This window comes from Bacillus sp. EU55 (genome assembly GCF_038005925.1).
GTDB lineage: Bacteria > Bacillota > Bacilli > Bacillales > Bacillaceae > Bacillus > Bacillus velezensis.
On sequence record NZ_JBBOUE010000001.1, the window covers coordinates 1,969,478 to 1,983,867 of the forward strand.

Sequence of the window (14,390 nt, forward strand, 5' to 3'; positions counted from 1 at the left end):
AATATTCTCCCTACACGGCCTTAAAACTAAAGCCGAAACTAATGTAATCATTGGGTTTGGAGGTATTTGTACAACTTTCTATAATAACTCTTCCTTCAGTATCAACAAGCGTTCTGTGAGTCTGAGGTATTCCTGACATTCCTGCTTGGGAAGCTACACCAACCCATTGAAACGCTCTTCCAGGCCTGTATCCTTCAGGCAAAGTGAATGCTGCCACTCCAAAACCAATCGTTCCTTTTGCTATAGCTCCCTCTACAAAAACAGTCCCCGTTGCATCCTTTGTATACCGAGTTTTAAACACTGTTTGGTCTGTTGAGTTAACATCTGTGTAATTAACCCATCCATTCTGTAAAGTAGGAGTGTACCATGTTATTGAGGAAAGCTTGGTATCAGTATAGGTTTTAGCTGAGTTGAGTGCAGCAGTAGCTCGGGTCTGTGCTCCGTCAGTCGTTTCATGTGTTTGCCACGTAGTCCAAGTTAAATCGCTTTTCCTAAATCGGAAATAAGTATGTGTTCCGTAATATGCTTCTAAAGCAAATTGGGCTACTGAATCACCATAATTCATGACAACTAAATAGACATTGGACAAGTTAGCAGGGGAGTGAAGACCCTGGTTGGCGATTAAATAAAACCCGGTGGTAATCAAATCGTTGTATTCGGTTTTTTCGGAGCTACCTTTGTAGAATACTTTCCCATCATCGGCAGTGAGTTTGAAAAGTTGAGCAGCGTCCCATCTATCCCGATCAGATTTATTGATATGGACATTAGTGTCATTTAGGTGATCATCAAAATCACTTTTAGCAGCTTGTTTTACGTTGACTACATTCCCAAGCCCAACCTGTTCAGCAGTAACCTTATGAGGATTTGATTGATCGTTAGTATGTTCAGCTAAAATGGACTTTGACCTTTCATCAGAGCTGTTCCAATAACTGCGCTCATCCTTTGTGATATGTCGATCGAGGTCTGCATTGTGAGCGTCAAAATCAATTTTTGCTGCTTGTTGAACATTATCAACCTTAGACAAACCAACTTGGCTTTTAGTAACTGCATGAGGATTTTTCTTATCGTTAAGATGGTCATCAAAAGCAACTTTTGTGGCTTGCTCTTCATTTATTACATTTGATAATCCGACTTGTTCTTTAGTCACATGATGTGGATTCTCACTGTTTTGAATATGCATTTTTAAATCAAAATTCTGCTTTTCCATAAACTCATCAACTTTGTCATTCAAGCGTTTTTCATGATCAGACATATGAGATTCAGTTCTGAAAAATTGATCTTTAAGATTATTAATTTGCTCATTGTTTTGTTTGAGCTGACCTACAAATTTACTACTACTCATTAACTCACCGCAATTCCTTTAATCGTTACATCTCCATTTACGGAAACAACCTCAACCATGAATTTGAAAAGCCCTGCAATATCAAAATCCCAGATTTCATTTGTATTCAATGTGCCCGTACCTAATTGAAAATCAGTTTTGTTTGTTCCAGCAATTTCTGTCTTTTCGCCATTTTCATCTACAGCAAAGAATTTTATTTCTCTTGAAGTTGAGGAACCAGAGATCTTAACAGTAATATCCCGATAATGTGATACTACAAATTCTTCACCTTCAGACGGGTCAGTTGTTGCTTCGTGGAATATAAAGGTTGCTTTATCTGGAATGGTTTTTAAAATAGTTTCATCGGTTTCTGTCAACAACTCCACCTCCTAAATCTGTTTAAAAACTGACTTTTATTTAAAAAGGAGAGGGGAAGTATCCCCTCAAATTATTTAGCTTCAAATACTCTTACATCTCTGTCAGTACCGTCATTAATCACATAGACATAAAGTGTTTTGCCAGCAGCAACAGGCACCGAAAAAGGTTTGTCGTCGGCTGTCAATGGGATACCTGTATCAGCGGTCACAGTAGAGTTTCCAATGTAAATCGTGCCTTCTGCAGGAGGGTAAATAGTAAGTGCTGTTCTGTCAGTGATACCGGCGGTAACTTTTTGAGCTGTTGAAGTGACAGTAAATTTATCCGTCTTAAAAGAGGAGAAACCGGGGTCTCTTTCATTCAAGGTCACGGAAGGGGATTGTACTTGGATCCCTTTGATAGCATCCAACCCAGCTTGAGGGAAGTCAACTTGTAGAGGCTTTTCTTGTGATTTGAGATGAATGTCAGTTACTAAACCGCCGTTTCCATCATCTCTAGCTGAAGATTTTACGCCATCGAAATCATTAAGTTTTGCTGCCATTAAAAATCACTCCTGTAAAATTAATTGCCAACGTCTACGGATTTAGTTTGTGTTTCTGTGTCAGGGTCAGGATCTGGAGTGGTTACATTATCATCTCTGCTCGCTTCAATAACAACGGCCATCTCGTCTGTGTCAGTGTCGGCTAGTGCTTCAAATTTAATTTCTGGAGCTAATGCATTACCGTTTTCGAGAGACATTTCAAACTCACCTGAAGGGGATACGTTAGGGAATTGAATGTAGATATCGCTATAGACCTCTTCGGTATCAGGGTTATACGCAATTGTGCGGTATCCAACTTCATATCGCTCAGAGAATTTACTTGCTTTAATAGCGAGCCGTCTGCCGATTTTGTTAATCTGATATACGGCTGTTAATTTCTCTTTCGTACCAGCAAAGCCAGTAGGAATTAAATATGTGCCATCTGTAGATACAGGCGTCTTATAAGTTAATCCTTTTTTGTTGAAGAAGGTTACATCACTTACCGGTTTACCTTTAAGAGTAACCGCATTTTTATCATCAACAATTAGACCATGTTCACGGTCGAAAACCTGAACTTTTGCTTCTTCTTCAATTGTTTCACCTTGTGTCATTGCTAACCACTCTAAGTCGAAATATGCATTCTTGACAGTAAGATTGATTTCTTTTTCAGACTTCAAGATATAAAGTGGTTTATTTCCGATACCACCACGAAGTTTTTCTTCGGAGATGGCTTGGGAGAATGAAGCTGTTTGTGCTTCTGCTGTGAATACAAGCTGACCATCAGATTTTCTTCTGAAATAAACATCAGCTGTATCTTGAATAACTGTTTTCATCTATAGATTTCCTCCTTAAAATAAAAAAGGAACAGCTATTAGCTGCCCTTAGAAAAACCTTTGGTCTCTTTCATAAATTTATCTCGGCTTATGTAATGTTTCTCTTCCTCAAATAAATCAATGTGTTTATCCCAGTTCACAATGTTTTTACCTGCTTCTGGTGAAACTGTGGCAAAGAGGGTAGAAGTGTCATATTGCTTGAATTGAGCAATCCGGTGATAAGTCATATAAAGTTGAAACAGGGTCATGTCATTAATGTCTTTATAAAGGTAGCCTGTATAAGTCGACACTGTGCTAATGATATCCGCCATATTAACTGGATCCACATCTTGACTCTTGACTCTTTTGCTTCGCTCATTAGCTTTTTGAATCTCAGGATTGGAACTTATTTTTTCTTCCTTCAAACAACACATTTTTAATACAAGTTCTCTAATGGAATCGAAGTTGTCTGGAGTAAGCTTATCCAGTATTTCTTCTCCATTGAACATTTTAGAAAACACTGTGCTATAGGCTTCTTGAAAATTAGGAAGGGTACCCGAAATTTCATAAAGAGTCATTTTTTTTAATTCAGCAATAAGCTCATCAAGTTCCCCAAAACGATTAACATCTTCTTTGCTATAAACATAAATGATCTCTTTTTTGGACATTTTGATTAGCCTTAAATAATTGGCTAACTGACCGTACTCTTTAACTTTAATGAATCTGCATTCACCAAGTTCTGTAGAGATAGGTTCTCCAGTAATGAAAAACTCCATATCAATCATTTCATAATCAATCATTTCATAGCTCCGAAAGTGAATATTAATTTGTATCCCAAATACCCTTCAGGTGCGTTCGATATGAGCAATCTTGTGTATTTAACATTTTTACCGATACCAGCAAAATTTTGATTGAAGAGCATGTCACAAATACGATCAGTAATTTTCAGGTTCCTGAATTCGGTCTCCTCATAAGTGTTAATGTGTGTATAAACATCAATCATCAAATCTTGATCTAGCAGCATCACACTTTGGGTTGAGGGTTTAGGGATTCCATTGCCAAGATAAACACAAAGTCTGCATATTGGTTGATCGGTTAAATCATCAGTTTTGGGAGCACGTTTAATTATTGAGCTTAATATTGATGGGGAATCATCAACTGGATCATAGTAATTTTCCAACGTCTGAACGTCAGGGAGAGAAGAGGAGAGAGGGTCATCCTTATAATATAAAAGACGATTCAATTCTGTATCATTCATAATGGTTCTGAATACAGCTGTCATATGTTCGACCATCATACTCATTCGCTATCACCTCCAACTTTCTTTTTGGCTATAAGTCTAATTGTTCCGGTGTCTCCATAGACCTTGGAATAGTCTATATCATCAACACGGAATTCCTCGCCATAAAAAGAAAGAAAAAGACCCTTCTTTAATTTTTCATGTTTTAAAAAGGGGATGGTGACATGTGCTTGTCCTTCAGGAATGTTTATGGCTAATTCGGATCCAATTATTGAGGTTGTGCGCTCAAAGACACATGGAATTTCAAGCTTTTCACCAGGAACTGTAATCATAATTGGTTTTCCTGTAATTTCATTAATCTTTCCAGATGGAATTTTACGATCAGATGATGTTAGTGAAATAGATGAGTTACATAATTTAGCCTTGGCTATGGGATAAAGTCTGTTTGTATCAAACTCTGTAATAAGAAAAGGGGAATCGTTTATCTCCGCAATAGCTCCCTTATGGGATTCATAATCAGGTCGAAACAGTAATGTTTTATCTTCGGAGGTTTTCCCCTGATTTATTATTACATCGGTTAATTCACCGTTGATCGGAATGCTCTCAGAGAAGAGTGAAGAATCAAATGACTTATTTATTGTGTCTTTCGTGTTATTAATTATAACTTCATCAGGAGTAGAGCCGTATGCAAGTAACCTCTTTTTATATGTTTCAAAAGAGTTCAATGTTCCATTCTCCCCATTATTTTTTCAATGGTTGCAAGAACTTTAAACACTTCTTTTCTAACGACATGAAAACTGTAGTCATGTGATGAAATATTCAATCGAATGGACTCTAGAGTAGCAAGCATTACAACATAATCAGAGCAATCATGTGCAGATTTAATAGTATCCTGAGCTCCATATAATTCGAAGATTAGTGAACTGACATAATTATTAATACCATAATTACTTTCTTCTAGGAGGGGAATGATTTTAAAGATGCGTGACTTTAAAAAGTTGAAGTATGCTAACTGAGTTTTTGAATCTGTTATCATCTTCATGATCTAAAGCCTCTCATACTTATATTTGAGTATGTATATTGCACCATTAAATCTTCAGCTTCTTTTTTGATTAAATTACGTAGCTCTCTAATCTCCTTAATATGGTTCGCTTGCGAATACAATTTGAAGTCCTTAGAGCTCAGAGTTTGATGTAAAAGGTCAGCAGTAACTATTTTGGGAGTGAGATATTCTACAACCATAAAGCAGGCTAGAATTTCTTTTTCTTCATCAGATAGATCTTCATTGAATTGTTTGAGTTCTTGATCCCTGTCAGTTAAGTCCTTTTTACACCTTCTAAATTTAATAGATGACGACCTTAATAAAGGCTCTAAGGTATCAGCCAAATCTTGGTCGGAAATGTTTAAAAATGAGTAATCAGTTAACTTAGGAAGGAAAAACCCGTAGATTTCTTCAAAAGGAGTAGGCAAATATTACGCCTCCTAATCTGCTAATGAAAGAATGTCCAAATGGAGCTCTTTTTCCAATAGCTTAAGAAGCTGAAGATTATTAAATTCTCCACTTTCAACACCTTTTCTAGCTTTGTCAGCAATCAATTCCTTCATTCCTCTAGGTAATTTAAGTAAGATATCTTTGGCATCTGTGACTGAAAGATTGAAGAATTCTTCAACTTCATCAATAGGAATAATGTGTTGATAAACCTTGGTTAAACCTAAGTAATGTACAACTTCCTCATCATCGATAAAAATCCAAGGCTCTGTTAGAAACTTAGGCTGAGACGATTTCATTGTTAACAATTCAGATACCTCTATGTATTCTTCATCTCCATACGCACTCCATACAGTTTCTAGCCCAGTTTTTTTTGAGATGTATTTCAAACTTCCATTCGTAACATTGAAACATGACACCAACTGATTACGATTTATTTGTTTCTTTTTCTTAACTGTTTTCTTTTTTGGTGCTTCTTTTTCAGTAACCACTTCATTAGATTCAATTGCAGTTTCTTTTGTTGCCATTTAAAACTCTCCTTTTTCATCAAAAATATATGAGGGCTATTTAGCCCTCATATTATGCAAATTGATACATGCCGTACATTACGTTAAATACTGTGTCCACTCCGTATTGAGTAATGAATTTGTACTCCATAGACATATCTTGGTTGGTTGTACCATCGGATACTTCTTTAATAAAAGGAGTTCCTTCTTTGACAACCTTAATAGGTTTGGCGTTGGCTGGTAGAACCATCAAACGATCATTTGCAATTTGGAATTCAAAAGTGTTTGGTTTGTGGCTTTGAGGGATAGGAAGGAGGGAGTATCCGTTCCAAACGGAGAGAACACCGTTTTTGTTAATTTGATCTTTCATATTTTCACTCATGAGAGTAGTAGCACCGGATAGTTTAGACAATGCTGTGCGTGTTCCAGCAATAATGATTTGAGATCCTTGGTTTGCTGCTTGAACATGCTCTGCCTGCTCAATTAGTGTTGCGTCATTATAGGTGCCAGTCTGTTTGAACTCAGCAGGTAAGTATGCCATAGAAGCCATGAATTCAGTATAGATACGTGAATTCAACTCCTGAGTGAATGCTTCACTTACTTTTTTGATGAAAGCGTCCCAATCAATGCGACCGGCTAAGAACCGTTTGAAGTCAGTGTAAATTGCAATAGCATACGGCTCAGTTTGTACAGTAAAGGTATCCCCAATATTCAATTTTTGCCGTCTGATGCTCCAATGGTTACCTGAATGGCGCGCTGCTACCAGCATTGTTCTATCTTCAACATAAAATTCATTGGTATCACCAAGAGCTAAATCACGGTAATCCACGAATTGTTCGAAGAAAGGGCTGGCAATCATACCATCGGTAATTGTTTGGTCAAGTACCTCTTCAATAATTTCGAAGATATCATTCTTATAGCGTCTAAATTGACTAAAGTTTGGTTTGTCAGTACCGATAATCTCTACAAATGCTTTACGGATAACATCATTTGCCTGATTATTTGAGTAATCCGTAACTCTGTTTTTATATAAATCAATACCCAATTTCACAAGATCTTGTTTCATTAATTAACCTCCAAGTTATGATTATTAGTTTTGTTCTACTCTGATAACGACTAAATCAAGCATTCCGCCCACATAACCAGGTTTCCCGGTTACTGTTTGAGTGCCAATCTTTTCGATGGCTTCGATTCGCCCTACAAATCTTTGATCGGCTACATCTGCCTCTGCAATCTCTTTATATTTGAAAGAATTAGCTTGTAAGGTGACCTTATTTCCAATTACAACTTGTTCACCAAGAGCATCAATTAGGTCTGGTGAAACAGAAAAGATGTCGCCTTCAACAAGGTCGTATACTCTAAAAATTTGACCGGCGTCAATTTTGAAATACTTTAAATTGTTTTGTGATCTGCGAGTCTGGTCATACATAATCTCATCTTGTGCTACAATAGCAGCTTTTTCTTTGGCTGGATCTGTAGCTCTTTTAAATAGGCGCAACTCTCGTTCACCTTCATACGGAACTCCAACCACACCAACATTACCATTTTCAACATTAAGTTTTGCTTTTACAGAATGAATATGGGCGCCGCCGTATACGGCAGCCAAATTATCTAAACGAACAACTCCTGACATTTAAATGCCTCCTCCAAATGTTATTTAGTTTGAAAACTTTTCGAACAACCCGCCATAAACCAGTTGTGTATCATCATTTTCTTTATTAAAAGGTATTTTCACAGTTGTATCTTTTTCTTTTTTCGAAGATGAAAAATTTGCTTTCTTTTTTCCTAAAAGAGTGAAGAGTTTCTCTTCAATCTGTTGAATAGATAAACCTTCAGAAATCGCTTTAACTGAATTGATATCATCTTCAGATAGTTCAAGATTGAACTTTTCATAAAGCTCTTTTTCTTTTTCCTTACGTTGTGAAGAAAGAGTGTCAGCTTTAAATTGTTTGAGCGCCTCATTTTCTTCTTTAACCGACGCGTAAGTATGTTCAACCTCTTTTTCCATTGCTTCAAGTTCATCTTTTAGTTTTTCAACAGGCACCACAGAAAATTTTGATTCATTGCCTTCGATAAAATCTACAATTTCAAACTTCTTTCGGTGTTTTGTTGAAAAATCAATTGCCACCTTGTCTTCTGAAATGGAGAATTTGAAGCCATACAGTAATCCGTCTTCTTTGTTATCAAATGCAAAAACTTCATCGTCTTTTTGATCTGCGTAGTAATAACGAATGCGCTCTTCAGATTCACCCCAACTATAAGTTTTCACAAACTTTTCTTCACTAAGGGCACGTTTTAATTCAGCTTCTAACTGATTAGCTGACAAGGAAAAGCTACTGTCAACTTTGTATGCTGTTTTGAGTTTTTGATTTAACTCTTCATATGAAAGTGCTTCAAAATTGATTCCGTTTGCGTCTAACTCTTCTTTAGTAACAGAGAATTGTTTTAAAAGTTCTGTTTTATCCAAAGTCTTTATACCTCCTTTATCAGTGTTGATGGATTTAAACAGTTCCATTTTTTCTTGAATACCTTTGAACATTTTGTCTTCTGAGAATTGAGTTTCGATAGTTGCAGACTGCATAGCAGGGAGGACATCAGTTCCTAATGCACAAGCACCAAAAAAGCTAAATTTAGTGAAATGGAACACTTCATCAATCCATTCCCCTTCAAAATCATCATGGAGTTCCATGGACTGTGACTTCACGCTGTTTCTGTTGAATATTTCGATTGGATCGTCCCATTTTTGCCATACAAGTCCTTCGCAAGTAAGGAATTCTCTTTCTATTCCGTCATCACAAACTCGTTTTTCAAACTTTGCATTGTTTGACTCAGGAATGAGCCCGATAGCTTGTCCGATATACTTAACTTTAAAGTGACCATCCTCTTTAATTAAAACCATGCGGTGGTCTGAAAAATCAATATCCCCATCAGAGTTCTCTTCTATGTAGGATAAAATAGGAGTATTAGCAAGAGAGGGGATAGCGGCTTGAACTGCTTCTTTATTAAAATAGCTTCCATTTAGGTTTTCCCCTAAATGCATCAGCCAAATTTTCACCTTTAAGAATCGAGTGTCTTCTGTTTCAAATGAATCCAAGCTCTGAAAGAGAAGAGGCACATAATTATCTACCGTTTTGTCCAAATTTTCACCTCCTTTCAAAAATCATTTGATTACTCTCGATTAAGGTTTCCTTCATTTTCCCTCGTTTCAACACCTTTATCGGACAGAGCATCTTCTTTTTTCTTTGGGGCGCCAGCGGATTTAACGCTTTGTGTGTGAGAGCTGGACAAAGGTATTAAATTATCTGGCAAATTCATAATTTCATTCTCAAGAAATGCCATGTTGTTTAAATTGCTCTGTGTAACACCCAATGTAGAAGCTAATGCAGACTTAACAGGCATTCCATATTGAGCTGCTTGCAACAAACTGTCTCGTACAGTTTCAACATTCAATTTTGTAGTTTCTAATAGCTCAATTCTAAATTTATATTCACTATCCATTTTTTTGAGCTTCCTATTTAGCCATCGTTCCAATTGTTTTAACACTCTAAAAGCGACTTGTTCATCTGTGATTATCGATTTAGATAGGCCTGTTCCACTCATTCCATCACTGTTGAATAATATTTGACTGACTCCGGCCGCATTATAATAATCTCTTTCAGCTTTTGCGACAGCATCCGCATCATTGCTTTTTCTTTCAAGCTTAATTGCTTCAATTTGCATAGGAGAGGTTACTAGACCAACTTCTTCTGGCAGAGCATTCATTGCCATATTGTGAAAATCAATGGCTGTTTCCATGTTCAATAAAAGCTTGTCTGCTTCTCCAGATTTCTCATCCATGGGGATTTTTTGTGTTAGGATCATATAATTGTCCATCTTGTTTTTCACATTGCGAAGTCTTTTGGTTTCATCTATATCAAGAACTGATTCAAAAACTGAAGAGAAGGGGGGAAGTAGATATTCAAGTTCCTCATTTACCTTGATACATATAGTGTTTTCGGAGCTCAGTTCTTGCCACCTTAAGCCTGTTTTGTCTTTGGTGTATTTCAGATACTTAACCCTAAATTCTTTAGGATAATCCTTTAAGATGTCCTTATTAGAATCAAAATAAGCAAAGTCAAAACTGTAGTTGAAAACTCCATCTTCAATGGAACTTATCCTACAATAATCTGGGTCAATTTTTTGAATGAAATACGAATCAGATGTTGTATGCTCATATCCATAAAAGACGTCTTCTTTAAAGGCAATTAGCAATAGTTTTGTGAATTCGTGCTGAAGATTCATTGTTTCAATAAGTTTTAATATGCTGGAATATTGATCTTTAAAGGGTTTTTCTTTGAATTTTTCTATATTTAAATCGAAAGGTTTGATTATGTAATCAAAGCGGAGCATAGTTGCAAAATATTGAACCAGGCGTTTATAGTTAGGCGAGGTGTTATATAAAAAACGGCTAACTCTTCTCAATTCTTTTTGGCTTTTTTGAGGGTTTTGAAGGTACATAATGATATTTTCTTTAGTGAATTTTGAGGAAATAGCTGATTTGTTATTATTTAAGCTCATGTCGTTGAGAAGTAGCTTGGACAGCTGCGCAAAACTTATTAATTGTTGATCCATTTGTTACAAATTCAACTCCTTTCTTTTAAGAAATTTGCGGTTGTTTAAACAGGAACATTTTATTCATATCAATTTTGGGATGCTCTTTTTTTGTTATGTTTTCACGTCTTAGTTGCTTTAAGTACCAAGCAAGCATTGCAATTGTATATGCACGGTCGTCGTGAACTTTACTTTTCTTATCAGGAGGCAAGTCATACCTTACTTTGCTACTACTCCCAGAAGAAAATTTATAGATGCTGACAAGCTCTTCTTTTGCTAAATCAATATTTGTTAAAGACAAAATTTCTTCATCGGTTAGCTTGTACTTTTTTCCTTCACCGTTATCAGTAGGTAAAGTGATTTCTCCCTTATAATCATAGGTTTCAGTAAAAGATATTAAGTTTAAATCCATCATCTCAATTAAAGATTCAAACATGTCGCTTTTTAGTTTTTGAGGTGAGAGGAGGGAGAGTTTGTCACTGGCGTTTGGATACTTGGAAATGTAAGATTTGTACTCTTCGTGTTGTTTATCAATAAGACCCCTGTGTTTAACACCCTTAGTATCTGTCCAGTCCTCCAGTAAACCATCTGCCCAGGCATTCATACCGCCACCGCCAGCACCGGCATCTAAGAGAATTCTTTCGATATTTTCATAATCAGCTGCCTTTGTTCCATTGTAATTTAGAAGCATCCTTTTAAAATCCTTAACTTGATCAGGAGTCTTAATTGGGGTTTTCTTTTTCTTTTCTAGATCAGTCCAAGAAACATTATTAGAAATTTCAAGCCGGTAGCCTACATTCTCATCATTAATTAGCTCTGCAACTGTGCATACTGAGTTGTCATGGTTTCTTGCAGGGTCGATTGCCATTAAAAATTTTCTGGAGCCATCATTAGCAAGAACAGGGGGGCGCGTTACAGAATTTCTGATAATCATTGCACGTTTGATGATTTGATTGTCTGATCCCTCGGTGGTGAATATGTTCTTATATTCACGCATAGCTTTTTCTTTGTTATCTCTCATTGCTGCATCCACAGTTTCTTGGGATAGCAAAGACACAGGGTACAGTTTTCCATTAAAGGTGGCATTTATAACAATGTCTGAACTGATATCTGCGACAAAATATCTTTTGTCTCCTAAGAACATCTTTTTAGCAAAATCGCTATATTTTCGATAGAAGTAGGTATCTGTTGAAGAGGCTGACGAGGCATAAATCAGTTGGTTGGGCATTTGTTTAGGAAATAGAGTGACATCAACATCTCCACCTAGTCTAAAATCACTGTTCTGAACAGCAAACGGTTCAGAAGTCGTAAAAAGCTCATCAGGAGCAAAACCACTTTCATCATAGAAATTTAGATTAGAACGCTTCGAGCGGTTGTTGTCAAAGGATCCGTTTAATGAATTTACAATACTTCCGTTATAAAGTTTGTATTGAAATGATGCGGGGTTGTGGGTGAAGCCATCAGTGTTTGCTGCACTCTTAACGGTTTCGTTATAAAAAATGTCTGTAAGGCCGGTAAAGGACGCAATCTCTCTTTTCGCTATTTTTTCAATTTTTAAGAACATCTCTTGCGATTGTGAACCAACACCAGCCAAGATATACGCTTGGAAATTGGGGATCAGGAGACTTTTGGCCATAATAAAAGGGCTTCCCAGTGTTGTTTTTCCTGAGTTTCGCCCCATGCACCAAAGAACATATTGCTTGTACCAACTTTCAGTAAAAGCGTACTTTTGATAATCTAAAAGTTCCATGCCGAAGAATCTTTCTACAAATTTGACCGGGTTTTTTCGCCCCCACTGAATGACTTCGGCAAGCTTAATAAATCCATCTATTTTCCGTTGAGACATATTAGCTTTAGTCATTTGTCAAAGTTCCTTCTGTTTTTCTCAGGCTAAATAATTCTTTCTTAAGCTTCCGGTTTTCTTCTTCAAGAGTAATTGTTCTTGCATCTAAGCTCTGAATAATTTCTCTTTGTTCCATAATCATTGAAGTATAATCATTCTCGTCGAATTGCAATTGATCCATAATACTTTTATTGCTTAAATCAGCTACTTGTCTTATCCCTTGTGCTGTTTCAATATCAAATTGATTAACTTCTCCTTCTTCAAAGCCTTTCTCCTGAAGTGTTTTAATAATTCCAGAAAGAGTCCCGGCACCTTTGCTTTTATTGTTGTTATGGTTTACCGAGATACCATTGTCTTTAGCTAAAGCCAGCATGGATTTGAGAATCTTTTCTTTGGAGTCAATTAAGGATTTAATGCCGCCTGCCTGATTAGACATATTAGCTACGTCACTTGTAATTGTCGCAATTGCTCGGTTTATTTTATCAATTTGATTAAATCCTTTTACAATTTCAATTACAGCGGGTAGTTTGAAATTGTCCTCTAATGTTCCTTCGTCAAGGAAGTTGACTAGGTTATTGTAAAGAAGACGTTTATCACTCTCAATTTCTCCTTCGAACGGATCATATCCCAACATCCTTAATACATCTTTTTTATTGGTATCATCTAACTGAATGCCATCATCTTTAGATGGATGATCTGCGTTTATTTCTTGCTGTGTTTTCGTGCCATCTTCGTCGAACTCACTGTCTTGCCATGTTTTCATGCGGTTATGTCTTAGACCTAAATTCTTCATGTAAATTGAAAATAAATGCCTATTTCTATTTGCTGCTTCTTCAATTGAAGAAATCCAGGTAGTGTGTAAGTATGGTTTATCAAGCATTCGTAAGAGATTTTGTATATGGATAGGACTTTCTATGTCTGAGTCAGCAATTTTTAATAAGCATTGTTTACAGACGTGTAGCTTACCTGTTGCAGCGTGAAAAGGGGAGGCAGAGGCGTAATATTGCCCTGCGTCTCTTTCTTTTCCACAACAGGAGCAAACAATTTTTTCAATATTCATCTACTCACCTCCGTTAATTTCTAAAAACACGTTTTATAAAACGCCCAGCAATAGAGCGGAAGGGGGTACCGCAATCATCCTGGGCGTTCTAAAAAGGTGTTTAAACTAAAGAAGAGAGGACTTCATCATGATGAAATCCTCCTTTGATCTCAATTCCTAATTTTTTAATTGTTTTGAGTTGATCTTTAGTAACAGTACTGTCGATATAAACGCCATTCGGAAAATGGTTACCTTCTAAATAATTGGCTGAGAAAATAGTACAACTAATTCCTTTTTCTTTGGCTAAGTCTTTGTAAACCTTTTGATGAGCACCTACAAGTAAAGGAATATTATTCTCTTGTGATAGCCTAAGAAGAAGAGTTGTTTTACCTTTACCTCTCTGAGAACCATTTACCAGCAGTATTTTGGGTGCATTTTTATGAAATTTTTCTTGTAGTGATTTATCCACGTCATTAAAAACAACTTTCATTCGCTTGGATGGAGGTTGGATTTTCTCTCCAAAAATAGTTAAATGAATAGCTTCTAATACACGCTTAATCTCAGAATCGCATCTGTATCCAGACTGTTTTAACTCTGAGAGGGTTTCTAAATGTTTATTTAAGTATTTAAAATCTTCATTCGTCATTTTTCGTCT

General features: G+C 36.4%; 17 protein-coding genes. All 17 read right to left on the reverse strand.

From position 1 onward, the window contains the following. Positions 1-10: 10 nt before the first annotated feature. Positions 11-1,342, reverse strand: coding sequence for a pyocin knob domain-containing protein (locus tag NYE50_RS09830; protein ID WP_110124742.1), 1,332 nt, complete (start codon positions 1,340-1,342; stop codon positions 11-13). Beyond that, on the reverse strand, positions 1,342-1,698 hold the full coding sequence (locus NYE50_RS09835; protein WP_224988290.1) for a hypothetical protein: 357 nt from the start codon (positions 1,696-1,698) through the stop codon (positions 1,342-1,344). Before NYE50_RS09835 ends, NYE50_RS09830 begins: the two co-directional genes overlap by 1 nt. Before the next feature lie 71 nt (positions 1,699-1,769). Next, on the reverse strand, positions 1,770-2,237 hold the full coding sequence (locus NYE50_RS09840) for a hypothetical protein (protein WP_132105213.1): 468 nt from the start codon (positions 2,235-2,237) through the stop codon (positions 1,770-1,772). 20 nt (positions 2,238-2,257) lie between these two features. Beyond that, a complete protein-coding gene (locus NYE50_RS09845; RefSeq protein ID WP_224988289.1) occupies positions 2,258-3,049 on the reverse strand; it encodes a hypothetical protein in 792 nt (263 codons plus the stop codon). Between the two features lie 38 nt (positions 3,050-3,087). Next, positions 3,088-3,813, reverse strand: a complete 726-nt coding sequence (locus NYE50_RS09850) for a hypothetical protein (protein WP_318248542.1) — start codon at positions 3,811-3,813, stop codon at positions 3,088-3,090. A gap of 11 nt (positions 3,814-3,824) precedes the next feature. Beyond that, positions 3,825-4,331, reverse strand: coding sequence for a hypothetical protein (locus NYE50_RS09855; protein WP_029974494.1), 507 nt, complete (start codon positions 4,329-4,331; stop codon positions 3,825-3,827). Beyond that, positions 4,328-4,993 carry a hypothetical protein gene (locus NYE50_RS09860; protein ID WP_029974496.1) on the reverse strand — a complete coding sequence of 222 codons (666 nt, stop codon included), beginning with the start codon at positions 4,991-4,993 and terminating at the stop codon, positions 4,328-4,330. The genes NYE50_RS09855 and NYE50_RS09860 overlap by 4 nt, the downstream gene beginning before the upstream one ends. Beyond that, on the reverse strand, positions 4,990-5,310 hold the full coding sequence (locus NYE50_RS09865) for a hypothetical protein (protein ID WP_029974497.1): 321 nt from the start codon (positions 5,308-5,310) through the stop codon (positions 4,990-4,992). The genes NYE50_RS09860 and NYE50_RS09865 overlap by 4 nt, the downstream gene beginning before the upstream one ends. Further along, positions 5,307-5,738, reverse strand: coding sequence for a hypothetical protein (locus NYE50_RS09870; protein ID WP_224988287.1), 432 nt, complete (start codon positions 5,736-5,738; stop codon positions 5,307-5,309). Before NYE50_RS09870 ends, NYE50_RS09865 begins: the two co-directional genes overlap by 4 nt. Before the next feature lie 12 nt (positions 5,739-5,750). Then, positions 5,751-6,284, reverse strand: coding sequence for a hypothetical protein (locus NYE50_RS09875; protein WP_029974500.1), 534 nt, complete (start codon positions 6,282-6,284; stop codon positions 5,751-5,753). A gap of 52 nt (positions 6,285-6,336) precedes the next feature. Beyond that, positions 6,337-7,329 carry a hypothetical protein gene (locus NYE50_RS09880; protein WP_014417872.1) on the reverse strand — a complete coding sequence of 331 codons (993 nt, stop codon included), beginning with the start codon at positions 7,327-7,329 and terminating at the stop codon, positions 6,337-6,339. A 24-nt stretch (positions 7,330-7,353) separates the two neighbouring features. Then, positions 7,354-7,896, reverse strand: coding sequence for a hypothetical protein (locus NYE50_RS09885; protein WP_014417873.1), 543 nt, complete (start codon positions 7,894-7,896; stop codon positions 7,354-7,356). A gap of 24 nt (positions 7,897-7,920) precedes the next feature. After that, positions 7,921-9,402: a hypothetical protein gene (locus NYE50_RS09890; RefSeq protein ID WP_224988285.1), complete on the reverse strand. Its 1,482-nt coding sequence runs from the start codon at positions 9,400-9,402 to the stop codon at positions 7,921-7,923. 29 nt (positions 9,403-9,431) lie between these two features. Further along, positions 9,432-10,874: a hypothetical protein gene (locus NYE50_RS09895; RefSeq protein WP_224988283.1), complete on the reverse strand. Its 1,443-nt coding sequence runs from the start codon at positions 10,872-10,874 to the stop codon at positions 9,432-9,434. A gap of 25 nt (positions 10,875-10,899) precedes the next feature. Then, complete coding sequence (locus NYE50_RS09900) at positions 10,900-12,714, reverse strand: hypothetical protein (protein WP_014417876.1); 1,815 nt, start codon at positions 12,712-12,714, stop codon at positions 10,900-10,902. Beyond that, on the reverse strand, positions 12,707-13,756 hold the full coding sequence (locus NYE50_RS09905; RefSeq protein ID WP_022553081.1) for a hypothetical protein: 1,050 nt from the start codon (positions 13,754-13,756) through the stop codon (positions 12,707-12,709). Before NYE50_RS09905 ends, NYE50_RS09900 begins: the two co-directional genes overlap by 8 nt. A 100-nt stretch (positions 13,757-13,856) precedes the next feature. Further along, a complete protein-coding gene (locus NYE50_RS09910) occupies positions 13,857-14,381 on the reverse strand; it encodes a hypothetical protein (RefSeq protein WP_224988281.1) in 525 nt (174 codons plus the stop codon). Between the last annotated feature and the right edge of the window lie 9 nt (positions 14,382-14,390).

Bases quoted from the DNA above. Each gene is read 5' to 3' on its own strand.
- NYE50_RS09865 (WP_029974497.1), bottom strand. From the start codon at position 5,310: ATGAAGATGATAACAGATTCAAAAACTCAGTTAGCATACTTCAACTTT.
- NYE50_RS09895 (WP_224988283.1), bottom strand. From the start codon at position 10,874: ATGGATCAACAATTAATAAGTTTTGCGCAGCTGTCCAAGCTACTTCTC.
- NYE50_RS09875 (WP_029974500.1), bottom strand. From the start codon at position 6,284: ATGGCAACAAAAGAAACTGCAATTGAATCTAATGAAGTGGTTACTGAA.
- NYE50_RS09880 (WP_014417872.1), bottom strand. From the start codon at position 7,329: ATGAAACAAGATCTTGTGAAATTGGGTATTGATTTATATAAAAACAGA.
- NYE50_RS09840 (WP_132105213.1), bottom strand. From the start codon at position 2,237: ATGGCAGCAAAACTTAATGATTTCGATGGCGTAAAATCTTCAGCTAGA.
- NYE50_RS09830 (WP_110124742.1), bottom strand. From the start codon at position 1,342: ATGAGTAGTAGTAAATTTGTAGGTCAGCTCAAACAAAACAATGAGCAA.
- NYE50_RS09850 (WP_318248542.1), bottom strand. From the start codon at position 3,813: ATGATTGATATGGAGTTTTTCATTACTGGAGAACCTATCTCTACAGAA.
- NYE50_RS09845 (WP_224988289.1), bottom strand. From the start codon at position 3,049: ATGAAAACAGTTATTCAAGATACAGCTGATGTTTATTTCAGAAGAAAA.
- NYE50_RS09905 (WP_022553081.1), bottom strand. From the start codon at position 13,756: ATGAATATTGAAAAAATTGTTTGCTCCTGTTGTGGAAAAGAAAGAGAC.
- NYE50_RS09910 (WP_224988281.1), bottom strand. From the start codon at position 14,381: ATGACGAATGAAGATTTTAAATACTTAAATAAACATTTAGAAACCCTC.
- NYE50_RS09855 (WP_029974494.1), bottom strand. From the start codon at position 4,331: ATGAGTATGATGGTCGAACATATGACAGCTGTATTCAGAACCATTATG.
- NYE50_RS09900 (WP_014417876.1), bottom strand. From the start codon at position 12,714: ATGACTAAAGCTAATATGTCTCAACGGAAAATAGATGGATTTATTAAG.
- NYE50_RS09885 (WP_014417873.1), bottom strand. From the start codon at position 7,896: ATGTCAGGAGTTGTTCGTTTAGATAATTTGGCTGCCGTATACGGCGGC.